A 16,404-nucleotide genomic window follows, 5' to 3' on the forward strand; every position below is an offset into this window, starting at 1 on the left:
TTTAGAATGTTGATATATCAAGGTTTTTGAATGTTTTTGGAGATTATGAATTGCAATTAAGATTGTTAATTGCAAGCCAACTCGATTGTTAATGTCGTTAACTGAATTATACCCAAAGTCTACAACCTTCACAAGAAATAATGGCAACAAACACATTAAAAAAATTAAGGCTTCTATCCCAAAAGAGAAATCATATCATTTTCAAAAGATTCAAAATTACACCAACCAAGTGAATCTATAACATCTTTAGAGAGATTTTTGTGTTGGTTTTGAGATAAGGAGAATTTATTACCAAATGTATGCTCTAAATTATTAAAACAGCTAACTACCTGTTGACTAAACCTTCCTTCTTCATAATGTAATGCTTGGTTTCTACCTTGCCAAATAATATTTTTTAATGTCTCATTTCCAATAATCCTTCCGTCTGGACATGTATTTAATCCATTATGTACTAGTGAAATTCCTTGTTTAGCTATTTGTAATATTGCACCTGCCAAAACTCGATATGAAAAATCATGTGTGTTTATAACTTTCTTCATCTCCTGTATACGCTTCTCTATATTTTCAATTCTTAATTGCACTTCAGCTTGCTTATTAAAAGCATACATTAGTTGATGTTCGTTAAAGTGGTCATCTGGGTCAAAATCTTTTCTTAAAAAGTCTTGATAAAGAAAATCATGTTGTTTTTGTAATACTTCTACTTGTAATCCCGTTTCAACAAGCCTTGATTCTTCAATAGTAACTAAATCAATTAATTCTTCCACCGCATATTTTGTATTTACAATGTAACTGTTCATTTTCTCTCCTTCTCTCTGATTCTTATTGGATTTTTTTCGAATTAAATAACTCTAAAATCCATTATATGTGTAGTAACCAGCTATGCCCAACTCCAAAAAAGGATGGTCATCAAAATGTGGAAATATGACACCATATCTCGACATAAATATAAACTTTTTTATAGAGGGTTGTTGAGTTGTTTGTTTGACTCGACTACTCTCTAATTATCTGTGGCGTGTGGGTGAAGCTACCTAACCCTTCTCCCGCCCATAACCCCTATGGAAATGTGGAAATATACCCCGTAGCAATTGAAGATGAAAAGAGACCCCTTGAGAGTCTCTTAAGATACTTGTTGTTGCTCTTTGATTAATTTGTCTAAGGTTGGTCTCGATACTCCTAATTCTATTGCAAGCTGAGACTTTGATACTTCCCTATTCATATATCGTTGATAATGTTTATTGAAGTCTTGGATTGCTACTTCTTTTCGTCCTTTGTACTTTCCTTCCGCTTTAGCTATTGCAATTCCTTCACGTTGTCTTTCAAGCATATTTTCACGTTCAAAATCGTTAATAGCACTTATCATTTTTAACATTAGTCTACCCGTTGCTGTTGAAGTGTCGATATTTTCTTTAATTGATATTAGTTGAACTCCTTTTGATTCTATTAATTCGACTAGTTCTAACAAGTCTTTTGTAGAGCGTGCTAATCTTGAGAAGTCTGCTACATAAATTGTATCACCTTCTCTTGCAAAGTCTAACATCTCTTGTAGCTTTGGTCTGTCGGTGTTTTTTGCTGAGACCTTTTCTTGATACACCTTATCTATTACGTACTGCTTCATGGCTTCGACTTGTCTTGCTTCGTTTTGTTCAATTGTTGATACTCTGATATATGCTATGTTCATTTTCATCGTTCCTTCCGTATTAACTGATGATTCAAAGATATCATTATGTAAATTTAGAATCAAGAACTTTATTTACATTTTGTAAATTAATTATAATATCAACTTTATTTTTACATCGAGGTAATACTTATCGATTGTAAACTTAAGGCACGCTCTAGATTTACATATTGCTTATCGAAAATAACATGATAATAGCAGCGATATCTTACCCTAGATAGCACATGAAATAGGATACAACTCTGTTTCGGTAATGATTGTCGAACATCATCAGTGTATCTCTAATTATTTTATTGCTTTACCGCACTAAATTATTTCTTATATTTGTGTCGTGTCGGAAATTTATCAAATACTTGTGTGAATGAGAGTGGTTTCTGAATCAAATCAATACATTTTCCAACGAAATATCTCAGATTCAATCTGAGCATAACTGAATAAAGGGGGAAGTAGAAAAGGACAAGAAGTGACTTCAACGCAATCACAAGCCATTCTGAGCGTCTGAGGTGGAACGCCATTTGCACAATACAAGTCAACTTAGGGGAGGGAATAGAGTGAAATGTTTGTTCATCATAAGATGCTCTAACTTGAATCTTGTATTATAATTAACCTATGGAGAGGTAAAAACTGGGAGGAGGTACTAGAATGAGAAAGAACTTTGTTATTTCTAAGCAGAGCGATATTGAGGGGTTTAATTCTTTTAAGTGTTCGTTATGTGGTGAGGATTTCAAATTGAACACGATCGAAGTTCAAGAAGATGATGTAATTGAGTTGTTTTGTCCGAACTGCGGAATCCCAAGTCCAATGTCTACTTACTACACTGATGATATAAAAGAGCATGCAGAGACACTTGTTATGAACGAGGCAATGGATATGTTGAATGATTTGTTTAAAGGCTTCGAAAGAACTGCAAGGCGGAGCAAGAACATAACTTTCAAAAGAGGACAGCCTTTACCAACCACACCACCTAGGGCATTGTTTGAGAATGATGACTTGGAGCAAATCGAGTTCTTATGTTGTAATAGAAAGGCAAAACTCTCACTATTGTCCAAGACAATAAAGCCGTTTTGTCCATATTGTGGGGTGAATTAATTGGATATAGTAATTGATGTAAAACAATTCAAACTAATGTCTAGGCAATTTAGGAGAATTGCGGGGGATTTACTCAATGCTGTAAGCGTCAAGTACATTTGAACAATTTTGCTATTTAATTTTGAACACTTTCGTCCTTAAAAATTGTCTCACGATGCTTCATTCTATAACTTGAATCGTTAAAATGAACGACTTCTGCTCGATGTATCAGGCGATCAAGGATAGCTGTCGCTACCCCTACATCACCTAATAGTTCAGTCCACTCTTTTGGAGAGCGATTGGACGTAAGAATAATCGATGAATTGTTATACAGATCGTTAACTAGCTGAAAAAATAAATTTGCTTCTCTTGGATCCATCGCTGCGTACATCAAATCATCAATAATGACTAATTGTGATTCTCTAATTCTCTTAATCCTTGTTTGGGACTTTCTAGTTATGTCCATGGTCTTTAAGGTATGAACCAAGTCTCCCATAGTTATGAAGGAGACTCTGTAACCTCGTTTAATAGCTTCTAAACCTAATCCAACGGCCATGTGTGTTTTACCAACACCTGGCGGTCCCAATAGAATAAGATTAAATAACTGTTCAATCCAAGCTAATTCTTTTAATTGATTAAACTGCTTTAAGCTTAAGGATTCTTGTTCTTCTAAATTAAATTGCTCCAACGGAGCTATACATGGGAAAGCTGCTAGTTTTAAGCGTTTTTCCATGTTTTTCTCGTCTCTCATTTTTCGTTCATATTCTACTACATTGTTTAGAAGAGCAATGTAGCTAAGCTGCTTTTTTTCAGCTTCTTCAAGAAGCGAGGGGAGCTTTTTTGAAGTTTCTACCAACCTAAGTGAAATAAGTGAGTCTTGTAGATATTTTATTTGCTTCATTTTGTACTCCTCATAATCGTGAAATAATCTTCCAATGGACGCTGATTTGCCTCAGTATCTGCTAGTGTTAACTCAGCGATGTCGTTGTAACTTGCTTCAATCTGTTCATCGCTGGCGTTTGTACTGTTCACTTGGCGTTGTCGTTTAAAGAGAGATACGACATCCTGGAAGTCATTCGCACTAAAGAGTTTCCTCTCCATACAGAGTGCTAGTGCCTCATCTATTACTTCAAATGAATCTAGATCTATACACTTTTTTATTAAGCTCAATTGATCTCGAATATAGCGAGGGTACCTAATTTTTAACTCGTTTAGGTATTGAGTCGCTTGGGATTTATTCGTGAAACGTTCGCTTATTATTTCGATAAGCTCTTTAATTCCCTTCGATTTATCTCGTTGATGAGATCTATTTTGAATGAGTTTTCCTTTATCTGGGCTAATATTATGTGTAGCCAGTATTTCCCCTGACTCCTGGACATAGATTACTAGCTTATTATCCTCTGTTACATAATAAAGGACTTCGGTATACTTTTGAAATGTTCCTAACGGAACAGAGTATCTGTTCGAGAGATACAGGATTGTATTGTCCTTACGGACACTTCTTGTTATACTAGTTTTGTGAATATGATTTAGAGAGTTGACCTGTCGCATGTGTTGCTTTTCGAGGAGAAACACATCGGCGGGTCTTCTTTTTGTACCATTATGGATTTTGCCATTACCTGTTCTTTTTAACCATTTCTGAGACTGCTCATTCCAAGAATCAATGTTATGAAAAACTCTATTATTAATGAAGTTATTCTTGATAAACTTAACCGCATTTTCTACTTTCCCTTTGCTTTCCGGATCAGCTTTTCTACAGAGTTTAACTTCAAATTTAATTTCATTCACAAATTGTTGAAACTCTTCTGTAAGTAAAATATCCCCCTTATTCTCTGATACTACTATTAGTCGATCTTGATCATACAAGATTTCTTTTGAAACTCCACCAAATTCCTTGAATGCATTCCTATGAGCTGAAATAACATCTTTTGTTGTAAATGGTCGATTTTGATATTCAATGTATTTATATCTTGAATGGGACAAGACAAATACAATGAAAACTAACTTTACTGGTTTACCATATTGATTCTTGACTGTTTTAAAACCAAAATCTACTTGGATTTGTTCACCCATTGGGGGATCAGGAATTGCTTGATAATTTCTTGTGCTTGATTCTTTTGGGATTTGATAATCATCACGAAGGTACCTTACATAGCTTCTTACTGTACTTTCACCAACTTTGAATTCAGGATATTTCTCTTTAAGCCAGTCTTGTACTTGAGCTGCAGTTAAATCCGGAAATTCTCTTAACCAATGAAGGATCAATTCCTTATGAATGTCTAACTTCTTACTTCTAGTCAATGTTGATGCTGTCCACTCCGCCATTTCCTCTGGTGACTTACGAATATACTTGTAGACAGTATTTCTGGATATATTTAGTTTCCTAGCAATCGTAGAAATACTGTATTTTTGATTCAGCATTCCTCTTATTTCTACATACATTTCAAACTTATCCACCTTTTCCAATCCTCCGCCTAATCATAGAAGTATAAAAATCTATCATAAGGTGGAGAATCATTTTAGTAAATAAGTGTTCATAATTATTCGTCGTAAACTGTTCAATTTAGTCTAGCACTTACAAATGCTCAAGATACATTTGAAGCAATGAGATTAGCAACAAGATTTATTATGTATATTGACAGCGAGCCAATTTTGTTTGACTTTATAACAAAAAATAATGTAGCTACCTTTGATATGAAGGAAATAATACAGTCCAAGGGAATTCAATATAAATTTGATATTCCAATAAAAGTGAATGAAGAAATAGCCTTCATTTATCAGCTATTAAAGTACATTACAGAGAATTTTGACCGATATGATACTATTTCAAGGGCATATGCGTTTTACCGTGGTGCAAAGATTGCTGATAGTATTCGTGAGTTTAACAGGGAAGTAGTAAAACTATTAGTAAATCATATCACAGACTATTTAGAAGAGAAGGCGATTGAATTGGGTATTGATGAAAAACCAAATGCAAAAGTTTTAGTACAAGGAAATGTTGGGCAGTTAAACTTTACAGAAACAGGGAATATTCAAGCTAACCAACAGACAAACAGCCAAGGTAGTAATGAAGAACTTTTAACCATTGCTAAAGAATTGATTGCTATTTTGAAAGAGGCAAAAATCGAAAATACTGATGATAAAGAGGATGCAATTGATTTTGTTGGAGAGGCAACAAATGCAATCGAATCTGGAGAACAACCGAAACCATCAGTTATACGGAGAGCGAGGGAGTCTCTAAACAAAATAAGAACGACTGTAGATGATACTACCTTCTTAGCCATGCAAATTGATAAGTTCGTCCAAGCATTCAGTAACATACAATTCTAATAATGGACAAGTCTCCATGTTAAGAACAGAAAGCTTGAGGATAGTTAACGTCCTCAAGCTTTTGTTTCATTTAGTTGTTGCTTCTTAAAGTATAGATACTTGGCATAGGATGGGTAATCATCATCCTGTCCATTTAAGCAAAACATAAAAGCTTCTATAAAATCTATATCCAAGCTTGAAAGTCTAGACTCATAAAAGTAGCGAACAAGTGTAAAAGTGTTTTTATGTAAATTTAGAAGGTTGTAAAAGTCTTTCTCTGATATTCGTGAATTATCACCAAAGATTTCTGACTTTAAATTATACGCTTGTATAGTCCGCTCCACCATATCTATTCGAGTGTTTTGTTTTAGTTGATTAAAGAGTTTATTTAAATCATGACCTCGTGGTGTTTTACCACTCTCAGAATGTAAGATACTCTTCAATGCAAGTTCGCAGGAAAATGCAGATGTTGTGATAGCTGGTAAAGAGTATGCTGATAAAAATTCACCATAAAAATTGCTTACTTCAATATGTTTATCAATTAAACATTTATAAGACAAGAAATATGAATTTGCTGAAGCACGTATAGTCTCGCTCAGTTTCTTCACTGAATCAACTCCTAGTGTCCAATAAGGTTAGCCACGATCGGCTTACTTTCATAATAGATTCTCACTTTCTAAACGGTTAGTTTCAAATAATTCTTCAAACTCGTGTTTAATCTCTGGGCAGTAACGGTTTACCATTAATGATGCACACAAACTCACAATCGTTCTGCTCAAATAGCAAAGGGTATCATAACCTGAATGACGGTATCTAAGAGGTGCAAGGAATTGTTTATTTGTCTCTTCGTCAGTTACAATATTCTGAAGTGCCGTAAATCCATGAGATTCTAATGAATAACCAGAATACAATAAAGGATGTGTGCCTTTGTACTTTGAAGCTAGTTGTGTAAAACTAGTTGCACTACCATAGAGACTATACCACTTAGGTGGAAAATGTTTGTTTTTCTTTTCTAATTTCGCTTTTTCTCTAAGCCATACATTATTTACTGATTTCAGAGGTTCTTTGGCTAAAGAGGCTTCAAATTTCGTTATTTTTTCTTTAAGTTCTTCAACCGTGTAAATGGTCGATAATTCTCCAGATTTCATTGCTTTCTTTGCCCATGTTATCTGTTCGTGCATGTAAGAAACATAATATGAGTTTGCACGATTTGCCAATAAATCCTCATTTTCAAAGATGAATTGCATCCCAATAGAGGTTTCGTATAAGGTTCGAATAGTAGAGGTCGCTGCACTGTTTGAATCATGGTCTAGTAGAATAAATAAACCATCTGCTTGTTCTAATACCTTTCTATACATCGAAATAATGATTACATCGTGATGCTCTAAATTCTCTTTACTAGCGGACAATTCTAATATTTTTTGTCCAGCTAGAATAGCTTTACTCAATGTATTAAGGTTTGGATATTCAGCCCAATCTTCAATATCGGTGTTAAGTATTTCATCAAATAAACTCAAGCAGAACCCTCCTGTTTCTCTTTAACTTCTTGCATTATACCCTTACTTCCGAAACAAAAGCGTTGCTGCTTTACAGAAACGCAGCTGTTTCTTCAAACATATTCCACATTTTTCATATCCCGCAATGGTATAAATAGCAATCACCTTTGGCTATTTTTACTGACATTGAGATTATTTTTTCAAATAGCTTAATTACTTCATCTCGGTTGAACACTAGTTTCTCGTAAGTACCTAATATTTCATCATTTTCGTCATAAACAAATTCTCCAGTAAGTTCAAGTATTATTGGGGAATTTTTAAATAAATCCTTCCAAGAAGAAAACACCCTTTCTAGTGTTGGAGAAGAATGTTTATCAAAAAGCGTAACTCCATGATAGTTTAGACCCTGACCAGCTGGAGTTCCCCGCAATGCTGGATTTTTACTAGGAATCCATTCTAAAGAGTCAAAGATATATTGAATCAAATCGTCATGTATTACAACACTGTCTATAACACTGTTGTTGTTTTCTCTAAGCACCCAAAAATCTTTTACATCGACGGTGTTCGGAATAAGGTAAAACTCATGCTCAAGACTCATGCTTTCCCCCTTGAAATAAAGTACATAAATATTTTTTTATACAGATAGATAAAGGGTTTGAAAATATCGCTCCCTTTCCCCCTGTGGAAAAAAGCGTTCCTGCTTGAGACAGAAACGTAACTAAATTTGTCCCTACCTCGTTAAATGCTCTTTAAAAATCTGTTTAAAATAAGGCTTAAAATCAATTTCAATCATTTGTAGGGAGTCCTCATTAACAACTGTTACTAGTATACTTGAATGGTCTTTCTTATCTGCTATAATTTCAAATTTATCCACACGTTTTAGGTCCAAAAGTGATATCAATCTATTTGAAGAACGTTTTGTTACTTGTATTTTTACTTCACCGTAGGAGGGAGAAAGCATAACAAAAAAGTCTTCTTCTCCGTTAGAAAATTGGTATGTTGCTTCATTATAATAAAATGGATAGTCTTTCGAACTAGTATCTAATAATTTAGGTTCACACTCAAATAATGAAAGTAAGTCGATTTCATCTGGAAATACAGGCATTAAGTTCACCTCTCAAATTCTTTTTCATATTAAGCAACTACAACTGTTAGTCTAAGTAGTTACTTTCCTAATTTAGATTTGTTGTATGCTTCTTTAATCAATGGAAATATTGTTTTAAAATTGTATACCAAATCATCCATAGTTTTTATTGGTCTAACGAACCCAACATTGTATACTCCCCATCTATCTTTCTCTGGTTCAATACAAATAGATAAATACGGCTCATCAATGACATCCCATATAATACCTGCTCTAGTACCATTGGGTGCTTGAACAAAACCATCTCCAGATGTACAACCTTCTTCATCATCTTCAAAATCAAAGTGGTCAGTGATTTCACCATAGATAAACCCATCAATTTCAGTCTCCATTACAAGGGGAAAACCACTATAAACACGAGGTTTCATTTTAAATCACTCACCTTTTCACACAGTTCCATCTTTATTAACAACCCTTTAATATTAAATTCTACTGAAAGGTTGTTAGTTCCTTCTCCAAAACTGACAGGTAAGGGTAAGGGGTTTGATTGAGAACAGAGTGTCGCCAAAATGACACTTAGTTCCGCAATGGGGTTAGATAAGGAGTATCACTCACATAAGGCTTACATAATGACCTCAGATTCAATTCTAAGCACATCAGAGAATATAGAGGGGAAGAATTAAAGTGGGGGGGAGGCGAGACTCTTTGAATGCCACCACGAGCCATTCTCAGCGTCTGGGGGTATGTCTTTATGTACCGACTAATACTGATTCAATTGACTAACTATGCTTCTGCTAATCGTTGTCCAAAAAATGCAACTATCAAATAGCTTATTCAAATATCCAGTTAATGAATTCGTAAACTCCAATTATTTCAAACATAACTATTATTATAAAGATTGAAATACAACCGAAAGCAACTAATTTATCTTGCAACGATTTTTCTGGTTCTTGTATTAATTTTTCTTTCACTTTATTTTTTAAAGGGGAAACCTCCCAATCTAATTCCAGTCTTATTAAAATTTCCTTATCTCCTTTATACTTTAGAGTTCTAGCTATTCTAAAAGGGTCATTTCCCATTGATTTTTCAAACTCACCACACGCTTTTTCCATTTCTGGTGTTTTATTTTCTTCTAAATACCAATATCGACCAGCCATTGAAGGATATTTTAATTCAAAATAGATGTCTCCTAACCTTTTACGAAGTTCTAATTCATTAGGATAGGCTGATATTAACCCGTGTAATCTATCCCTTGCTTTCCCTAAATCATTTTTATTAATGTCATCTTCTATCTTTTTTAATGTCTTAACAGGTATCTTTTCCATAAAAAACACCTCAATTATTTTTTTTATCTACTTCATCTTATTTCTCGATTATTCAACTAATTCCTTCTTTAACTCACCTGCTTTTTGCGAACAATAAAACGGTAACTATAATCCTAAGTTACTCAATAAACCATAGATAAACACAAGGAGATAAAGCCACGATCTGGAATCGTGGCTTTATCTTTATACTAGAACTATTTTCATTTTAGCATTAAAAATCGGCGGGGGAGTGAAACGGATTGCTTACTCTTCATAAAATCACAGTATTATTAATCTTTAATGAGCCTCAATTAATATCCCCTGCTGCAAACTAAAAAGGGATAACTACAGTCCAAGTTATCCCCTTGCCTGACCTTTTAAGAAAGTCCCATTAGAGGCTAATTCCAACCTTAGAATCCTAGCTATACATAAAAAAAAACTTCTCACTCTAGCTGGGATTTACTACATTGCTCACTGTAACCATCTGCGATTGCTATATTTAACCTATACAAAGCCATATCCTTTGCAGCTTCAGGTGTACTTCCGTAACAATTCCAAATAGTGACTCTACCATTTGACACGTACGCATTATATGTATCCCCGCAATTTACAATATGGAATCTAATTTTTCCACAACGGTAATACCAGAACCAGTCCCAAGCATCTACTAATCTACACCACCACATATTCACATAATCCCCTCTCCTTTCTCATTAATATTTCGTTAATTTATAGGTGATACCTATGGTGATATATGTACATTTTATGGCAAATATAATAGCCACTCTGTCAAGAGCGGCTTTATTAATTTCCCTGTTTTTTTATTAAACTAAAGCCCCTTTTAGTTTAAGTATAGTAATTCACAATCACTCATAATCATACCTTTAACAAGAAAAATTGAACTTGTTCGATATCTTTCCTCTTTTTTAAAAATGGGTTTAGATAAAGTAGGTAATTAAAAGTAAAAATAGAGTCCTGAAATAGTTCTAATTCTCCTGATTTGCTAACAAAATAAGATTTAGTGTTAATGAGTTTTTTCCCTTTATAAAAAGTATGTACTTCGATTAAACTCCCCATAATCTTTGCAAGAATATTTATAATGTCGTCAATTCTTTCTTTGTCATCGTATCCATCTATATGAAAATGAGAATCTGCAAAATACACTATTGATTCTCTATCACCGAAATCTATCGAAAGGTTAAACTTCCCATTTTCCTTGTGTGGTAAAATGACACTTATACACTCTCTACCCTTTTCTACTGTGATTTCGATTTTTGCTTTTTCCTTATCAAGTAAACAAGGTTTCATTTCCTCTAATAAAGCAAATAATTCTTTAATAAAAAGTTTACCAACATCTGTTGAAACAACTCTAATATCAAAAGTATCAAATAAGACCATTTTTTTCACCTCTTACTTAGTGACCTTCTTAATCAATTCGGCACTCCTGATAGATAATCCTTCTTGAACAAACCTGCATCTTTAGTTTAAGTGTATTCCTTCACAATCAATTTAGCTTCTAGTAACAATTAATAATAGACGAGTTTTATTAATTGTATAACGATGTTGTGAATCCTGACTCAAGCTTCAATCATTCGCTCCGACACACGAAAAAAGGAGATACTCAAATTAAGAGTTCTCCTTATCATTACGACCGCCTCTAATCTTATAAAACACTTCAAGAGGATTGTTTGAAGTTTGTTTCCATGTAACAGGCTGACCTCCCTTGAAAACCTTGTCCCATTCCTTTCTTTCCATTTCCTTTTCACTTAGCAATTTCTGTTTAAACTCAGCTATGCTCTCTTTTGCTGTAACCTCCCTTGTCAACTCCCTAATAACTGAATCAAGTCTCATGTATTCCATGGCTTTATCGCCATACTTTTCTTCATACTCATGAATCTCGTTTCTTATATCCCCCATAGTTGCTTGATATTCATCATCCATTATTTCATCATAGTGATTGGAAGGTTCGATATTTGACTCGTCTGCAGTGGTAACTCTTTTTTCTAAAGTGTTTTCTAATATAATCTCCTTGACGGGTTCATTAATTTGATGTTTACTTTGTTCCCTCTTAGTTGGTTCTTCTTGTTGCTCCATAGCATTGAGTCTGGAATCATCATTATTACGAATTTGATTTTTAACAGTTGTCTTATTCACTACCTCCGCTAGGTTTGATAATCCAAACCTTTCTAATTCTTCCCTATTTTGTTTATCCTTCATTTGTTGTACTTTTTTGATTCTCTCTGAATCAATTGTACTCATACCATGCAATTGGATATGGAGGTTTCTAATGCAATCAACATATTTATCACTCTTAAGTAAGGCTTCGTAAGGTGTTAGTTCTTTCCGCATTTCCATTTCTTGATTTTGTGCAATGAATTCATCCTCAGTAATATTAAACATTGCTAACACTTCTATTGTATCCTCATCCATTTTTAGCTTCTTAGACTCAAACTCTAATCTCTTATCATGCTGCTTTTGAGCATTTTGTACAACATAATCAAGCAACATACTGTCATACGACTGTTCATTTTCATACAGATTGAATGAATCAATTTCAGAAGGATAATGTGCGTTAATATAATCGTCAAATGCGTTTTTGTTTAATACTTCGATTTGGAACACTTCATAAATATACTGCAATCGCATTACATCGCCTTCTTCATCTTCAACATTCTCGATATATTCAAGCCACTCAGCTTTAAATGCTTTGGTCTTTCTGGAGTTCTTAAACATAAGTGAATATGCTTTTTTAATTCCATGCTTCTTGAGTAACTCAGCTTCAACGGAATTGATTTTGTCGGCAATAGGTTTATCAATTTCAATCGGCACTCTAGAACCTTTTACTTTACCATTCCATGAGGAGATTATACTAATCAATTTCAACTCTTCCGCTTGGTCAAGTACAGTTTGCAAGTGTACTCTTACAACATTTTTTAATGTGTATGCTAGGTCTTGGAATATCTCCTCTTCGCCATCCTCTATAATCCCCAATTCAATAATGAATTCTTTGTACGGCTTAAGTGCTTCTTCACTGTATATGCCCTTCATGATAGCTTGTTCAGCAGGTGATATGAGACCAAAATAAGTTGCCCAGCCATTCCGAGTTCTTGCCTTGTTTTCGATGTCATCCATCTTACTCATGACTATGAGTGCTAGGTGCTTTGAATGAGGCGGTGCTATCCCTTTATTGAATTGTCGTTTGTCCTCTTTCTTAGCCTTTACTTTTCGCTTCTTATCGGTGAAAATGATTCGGTCTCTTCCTGTTCCTTCTACCTTAACTTCTTCATAATAGCATTTCATTTCTTTGATGAGAGAGGCGAGTACATCCGTGTTCAAATTCCCTTTATTCTTATTCAATGATTTTTTCAAATGTGGTTTAAACTTCTTAACTGCATTTGGTAATGTCCACTTTTTTGCCACCTTTTTACCTACTTTCTCTTTATTTTTGCTGATGGTTTTGACCATAAATTTCTGTGTAAAATTTGTCCCTATATAAGGGCGTTATACTTACTTAGTACTTAGGGACAAATTTCACACTGTTTTTTTGCCTTTGATTCGTTGTATTTTTACTAACGATTTTGATGATTTTAAGTGTTATTTTTTTTTGAATTGATGTAATTTAAATTTGATTCAACGTTATAGTCAGGGACATCTGTTAATATTTTCCTTTAAACAACACAAAAAGGAGCGAATCTACACGGAACTACCTTTAGAAAGCACACTTATCCCCTGTCAATGAATCGGCATGAAACAGCCTATCCATTTAAGTACGTAACAGGTATAAGTATGCCTCCTAATGAGGCGGTTGCGTGTAAACTCGACTCCTTTATAGTTTATTTGTAATATGATAGATTTAATTATCAATTTAATAGTATTGATATTATAATACTATTAATCTTGTAATGCAATAGATTTTTTCCTTAGTTCAACAATTATAAACTCCAAACATTTACTATAGGATGTGGACAAGGAACTTCCATTTCTGGATATCCCTTGTCGTAATTTTAATTCCCTTACCATACCTCACCGAACCGTTCCCAACCTCACCTTACCGTATGTGACCACGCCTTACCGCACCTATCCTCATAGTCCCTAGACTCATCAGTAGCAGGTTGGACCAAGCCTGCTAGACATAAAGGAAATTCTCTCTATGTTTCGTTTTCTAATTCAAAATCCTCCCAAACTAAATGTCTCCAATTAGGAGGGATAATTCCATCAGCTAATGCTTTTGCAATCATCCCCCTATGTCTTAAATCTGCTCTCAACACATGACAAGGGCGGCATAATGTTCTTAGATTACCATCCTCATTAGTGCCAAGTCTTCCACTTTTTATATGGTCAATGTGGCATTTATCTAACCCACTTGGTATCTTACAACGAACACAACACTTTCTATCTCTTAACCATATTCTCTTTCTTGTCTGAATCCATATTTCTTTAGATTGACGTTTTTTGGGCATTTACCGCTACCTTCTTGTCAATATTTTTATATTCCTCATACAGCATAGTTTCAATAGTATCCACTTCAAATCTACCGTAACCAATAGAGCGTCCATCCGCCAATCCAACTAGCATCCCTGCATCATGCAGTATTGCTTTAATTTGTTGGGTAGCTACTAATGTATTATCCCAAATAATTTCAAATTCTGTTTCCCAATTAGGTGACAAACCAACACGATAACGAATATTACGCCCTCTAGTAGAAGGATTCCTAACTGAACGAACATCTAAATAAACTGGTCTACTTTTATCTTGTGATATTTCCTCTGGAATGAACCTATTGAAGTAAATACTACTTGATAACACTTGAAGAGTCGCAGAAAGTTTGGGTTGAATAGAACCACGACCACTTTTAGTATACTTAGAAGCCTCCCTCATACAACCAAAAATATATGAAGGGTCAACATACAATTGACCATTTTCATTTGCTGTGTAAGTACGCTTCCATTCTTCGGGGTCATTCCCTGCAACACCAGAGCGTTCCTTTCGTTCTAAAGATAATGTTTCTGTTGAAAATGAATTTAAAAGCAGTGGTTTTGTTCCAGTAATTTTTACCTTTGCATACATTAAAGCCATCTGTTTGACCTCCTATAAGTTGATAATCTTAATATTTACACATCCTTTGCTCCTTATTCTTGTTTATGAGAATTTTATTTTTGGTTATTGTTATTTAAATGGTTTACTATATTACTAATATAGTGATACACCAAAACAGTAAATTAATTTGAAAATCAAAAGGAGTGACCGAAGATGTCACTCCTTAATTATTTTTTACCTTCTCTTTGTTACCATCTTCATTACTGGTGAGAATGTATCATGACTTTTTCTAAGGTCGTCAGTGTCCATCTGAATGTACCTTCTCATTGTCCTTATATCCGACCATCCGCCCATCTTTTGAAGTGTAAAAGCATCGCAACCATTTAAAGTCATATTCTTCGCCCAAGTATGCCTGTATACATGAGCAGTTACCTTTTTCCCCTCGATTCCTGCTTTCTCACTATAATACTTAAGACGTTTGTTGAAATGATTTTGACCAAGCGGTTCTCCATATGAAGAAAGAAATATTCTATCTGTTGAAAAATGTTTTTTATTTTCATTGATTAATTGTAAAATTAACTTTACTGTATGTGCTGATATAGGAACAATTCGTGGTTTCCTATTCTTATTTCTCTCGCCACCAAGGGTAATAAACCTTGTTTGGAAGTCAACATCCCCTGTACGTAAACTGAGCAGTTCATTGGCTCTGATTCCGCTGTCTAATAATACAATCATGGCAACATAGTCCCTGTACCCTACATAGTCTCTTTGATTTGGTTGTCGTAGTACCTCCTTAACCTCATCATCTGTAAAACAGTTTGTAAGGTCTATATCTTGTTTTAATAATCGCACACCTGCCATTGGATTTACTTCAATTAAATCTTCCCGCTCCAAAAAATTAAACATAGCACGATACACCCTGAGTCGAATATTTATGGTTGTTTCAGATAAGCCTATACCTTGGTCACTTTGGATAAACTTATGCCCATCATACTTTGGTGCATCGTATTTCAAGTAATTGATGTAGTCTCTAAAAACCTGTGGTGTAAGTTCATCCACCGTTTCTTCTTCATAATTCTTTTGAAGCCAAGTAACGAAATATCCCCAATCCTTGCGGTAATCCCTTAAAGTTCTTTCTCTTAACCCCTCAGCACTCTTCCCTGCTATGACTAAATCAATTGCCTGTTCCATTGTTAATTTTGGGTATTCCTTTTGATTGGACATTTTTCCAATTGGTTTACGTTTTACTCGCTTGTTTAAAGACATAAAAAAGCCTCCTCAAATAGTAATGTTTTTCAACATTAACTATCGAGAAGGCATGTAATTCACAACCTTGATTTGATGGTTTTAGGGTTGTTAACACATCTTTTGAGGCTTGTGTGCACTCAAATTTCCTCTGTAATTCATAACCCCGAACATTTATTCAAAACC

Annotated in this window: 18 protein-coding genes; 2 read left to right on the top strand and 16 right to left on the bottom strand. The window is 34.4% G+C overall.

Going from position 1 to position 16,404, the window contains the following annotated elements:
- Positions 1 to 173: 173 nt before the first annotated feature.
- Together CHI06_RS09790 and CHI06_RS09795 are read right to left on the bottom strand one after the other, a co-directional pair.
- The gene (locus CHI06_RS09790; protein WP_095248366.1) at positions 174 to 797 is read right to left on the bottom strand and encodes a hypothetical protein; all 624 of its coding nucleotides are present in this window, start codon (positions 795 to 797) and stop codon (positions 174 to 176) included.
- Between the two features lie 320 nt (positions 798 to 1,117).
- The gene (locus CHI06_RS09795) at positions 1,118 to 1,684 is read right to left on the bottom strand and encodes a recombinase family protein (protein WP_257009226.1); all 567 of its coding nucleotides are present in this window, start codon (positions 1,682 to 1,684) and stop codon (positions 1,118 to 1,120) included.
- 633 nt (positions 1,685 to 2,317) lie between these two features.
- On the opposite strand from CHI06_RS09795, the gene CHI06_RS09800 reads away from it, so the two are divergent.
- On the top strand, positions 2,318 to 2,764 hold the full coding sequence (locus tag CHI06_RS09800) for a hypothetical protein (protein WP_095248368.1): 447 nt from the start codon (positions 2,318 to 2,320) through the stop codon (positions 2,762 to 2,764).
- A gap of 115 nt (positions 2,765 to 2,879) precedes the next feature.
- Here the strand turns inward: CHI06_RS09800 and istB are convergent, their stop codons facing one another.
- Together istB and istA are read right to left on the bottom strand one after the other, a co-directional pair.
- Positions 2,880 to 3,644, bottom strand: coding sequence for an IS21-like element helper ATPase IstB (gene istB / locus CHI06_RS09805; RefSeq protein WP_095248369.1), 765 nt, complete (start codon positions 3,642 to 3,644; stop codon positions 2,880 to 2,882).
- Positions 3,641 to 5,200 carry an IS21 family transposase gene (gene istA / locus CHI06_RS09810; RefSeq protein ID WP_095248370.1) on the bottom strand — a complete coding sequence of 520 codons (1,560 nt, stop codon included), beginning with the start codon at positions 5,198 to 5,200 and terminating at the stop codon, positions 3,641 to 3,643. The genes istB and istA overlap by 4 nt, the downstream gene beginning before the upstream one ends.
- A gap of 147 nt (positions 5,201 to 5,347) precedes the next feature.
- On the opposite strand from istA, the gene CHI06_RS09815 reads away from it, so the two are divergent.
- Positions 5,348 to 6,073 carry a hypothetical protein gene (locus CHI06_RS09815; protein WP_095248371.1) on the top strand — a complete coding sequence of 242 codons (726 nt, stop codon included), beginning with the start codon at positions 5,348 to 5,350 and terminating at the stop codon, positions 6,071 to 6,073.
- Positions 6,074 to 6,126: 53 nt separating this feature from the next.
- Here the strand turns inward: CHI06_RS09815 and CHI06_RS09820 are convergent, their stop codons facing one another.
- The 12 genes from CHI06_RS09820 to CHI06_RS09875 form a co-directional block, all read right to left on the bottom strand.
- A complete protein-coding gene (locus tag CHI06_RS09820; protein ID WP_095248372.1) occupies positions 6,127 to 6,660 on the bottom strand; it encodes a HEPN domain-containing protein in 534 nt (177 codons plus the stop codon).
- Between the two features lie 48 nt (positions 6,661 to 6,708).
- Positions 6,709 to 7,569: a DUF5677 domain-containing protein gene (locus tag CHI06_RS09825; RefSeq protein ID WP_095248373.1), complete on the bottom strand. Its 861-nt coding sequence runs from the start codon at positions 7,567 to 7,569 to the stop codon at positions 6,709 to 6,711.
- Positions 7,570 to 7,681: 112 nt separating this feature from the next.
- Positions 7,682 to 8,146, bottom strand: coding sequence for a hypothetical protein (locus CHI06_RS09830; protein ID WP_095248374.1), 465 nt, complete (start codon positions 8,144 to 8,146; stop codon positions 7,682 to 7,684).
- 132 nt (positions 8,147 to 8,278) lie between these two features.
- Entirely contained in the window at positions 8,279 to 8,653 is a 375-nt protein-coding gene (locus tag CHI06_RS09835; protein ID WP_095248375.1) for a hypothetical protein, read from the bottom strand.
- Between the two features lie 59 nt (positions 8,654 to 8,712).
- A complete protein-coding gene (locus CHI06_RS09840; protein ID WP_095248376.1) occupies positions 8,713 to 9,060 on the bottom strand; it encodes a 3-deoxy-8-phosphooctulonate synthase in 348 nt (115 codons plus the stop codon).
- Between the two features lie 402 nt (positions 9,061 to 9,462).
- Positions 9,463 to 9,957 (bottom strand): DUF6584 family protein, encoded by a 495-nt coding sequence (locus CHI06_RS09845; protein WP_095248377.1) that lies wholly within the window; start codon positions 9,955 to 9,957, stop codon positions 9,463 to 9,465.
- 422 nt (positions 9,958 to 10,379) lie between these two features.
- Positions 10,380 to 10,628, bottom strand: a complete 249-nt coding sequence (locus CHI06_RS09850; RefSeq protein ID WP_142300939.1) for a hypothetical protein — start codon at positions 10,626 to 10,628, stop codon at positions 10,380 to 10,382.
- 184 nt (positions 10,629 to 10,812) lie between these two features.
- Positions 10,813 to 11,334 carry a hypothetical protein gene (locus CHI06_RS09855; RefSeq protein WP_095248379.1) on the bottom strand — a complete coding sequence of 174 codons (522 nt, stop codon included), beginning with the start codon at positions 11,332 to 11,334 and terminating at the stop codon, positions 10,813 to 10,815.
- A 228-nt stretch (positions 11,335 to 11,562) separates the two neighbouring features.
- Positions 11,563 to 13,356 carry a hypothetical protein gene (locus tag CHI06_RS09860; protein WP_095248383.1) on the bottom strand — a complete coding sequence of 598 codons (1,794 nt, stop codon included), beginning with the start codon at positions 13,354 to 13,356 and terminating at the stop codon, positions 11,563 to 11,565.
- A 728-nt stretch (positions 13,357 to 14,084) separates the two neighbouring features.
- Complete coding sequence (locus CHI06_RS09865; RefSeq protein WP_095248380.1) at positions 14,085 to 14,396, bottom strand: HNH endonuclease; 312 nt, start codon at positions 14,394 to 14,396, stop codon at positions 14,085 to 14,087.
- Positions 14,374 to 15,012, bottom strand: coding sequence for a hypothetical protein (locus tag CHI06_RS09870; protein ID WP_095248381.1), 639 nt, complete (start codon positions 15,010 to 15,012; stop codon positions 14,374 to 14,376). The genes CHI06_RS09865 and CHI06_RS09870 overlap by 23 nt, the downstream gene beginning before the upstream one ends.
- 195 nt (positions 15,013 to 15,207) lie before the next feature.
- Entirely contained in the window at positions 15,208 to 16,239 is a 1,032-nt protein-coding gene (locus CHI06_RS09875) for a tyrosine-type recombinase/integrase (RefSeq protein WP_095248382.1), read from the bottom strand.
- Between the last annotated feature and the right edge of the window lie 165 nt (positions 16,240 to 16,404).

This window comes from Bacillus sp. 7884-1 (assembly GCF_002272245.1).
Classification (GTDB): Bacteria; Bacillota; Bacilli; order Bacillales; family Cytobacillaceae; genus Neobacillus.

What these genes read in the sequence shown, in the direction of transcription:
- CHI06_RS09875 (WP_095248382.1), bottom strand. Translation starts at nt 16,239, where the DNA reads ATGTCTTTAAACAAGCGAGTAAAACGTAAACCAATTGGAAAAATGTCC.
- CHI06_RS09830 (WP_095248374.1), bottom strand. Translation starts at nt 8,146, where the DNA reads ATGAGTCTTGAGCATGAGTTTTACCTTATTCCGAACACCGTCGATGTA.
- CHI06_RS09790 (WP_095248366.1), bottom strand. Translation starts at nt 797, where the DNA reads ATGAACAGTTACATTGTAAATACAAAATATGCGGTGGAAGAATTAATT.
- CHI06_RS09845 (WP_095248377.1), bottom strand. Translation starts at nt 9,957, where the DNA reads ATGGAAAAGATACCTGTTAAGACATTAAAAAAGATAGAAGATGACATT.
- CHI06_RS09815 (WP_095248371.1), top strand. Translation starts at nt 5,348, where the DNA reads ATGAGATTAGCAACAAGATTTATTATGTATATTGACAGCGAGCCAATT.
- CHI06_RS09795 (WP_257009226.1), bottom strand. Translation starts at nt 1,684, where the DNA reads ATGAAAATGAACATAGCATATATCAGAGTATCAACAATTGAACAAAAC.
- CHI06_RS09865 (WP_095248380.1), bottom strand. Translation starts at nt 14,396, where the DNA reads ATGCCCAAAAAACGTCAATCTAAAGAAATATGGATTCAGACAAGAAAG.
- istB (WP_095248369.1), bottom strand. Translation starts at nt 3,644, where the DNA reads ATGAAGCAAATAAAATATCTACAAGACTCACTTATTTCACTTAGGTTG.
- CHI06_RS09870 (WP_095248381.1), bottom strand. Translation starts at nt 15,012, where the DNA reads ATGGCTTTAATGTATGCAAAGGTAAAAATTACTGGAACAAAACCACTG.
- CHI06_RS09855 (WP_095248379.1), bottom strand. Translation starts at nt 11,334, where the DNA reads ATGGTCTTATTTGATACTTTTGATATTAGAGTTGTTTCAACAGATGTT.
- CHI06_RS09835 (WP_095248375.1), bottom strand. Translation starts at nt 8,653, where the DNA reads ATGCCTGTATTTCCAGATGAAATCGACTTACTTTCATTATTTGAGTGT.
- CHI06_RS09840 (WP_095248376.1), bottom strand. Translation starts at nt 9,060, where the DNA reads ATGAAACCTCGTGTTTATAGTGGTTTTCCCCTTGTAATGGAGACTGAA.
- CHI06_RS09800 (WP_095248368.1), top strand. Translation starts at nt 2,318, where the DNA reads ATGAGAAAGAACTTTGTTATTTCTAAGCAGAGCGATATTGAGGGGTTT.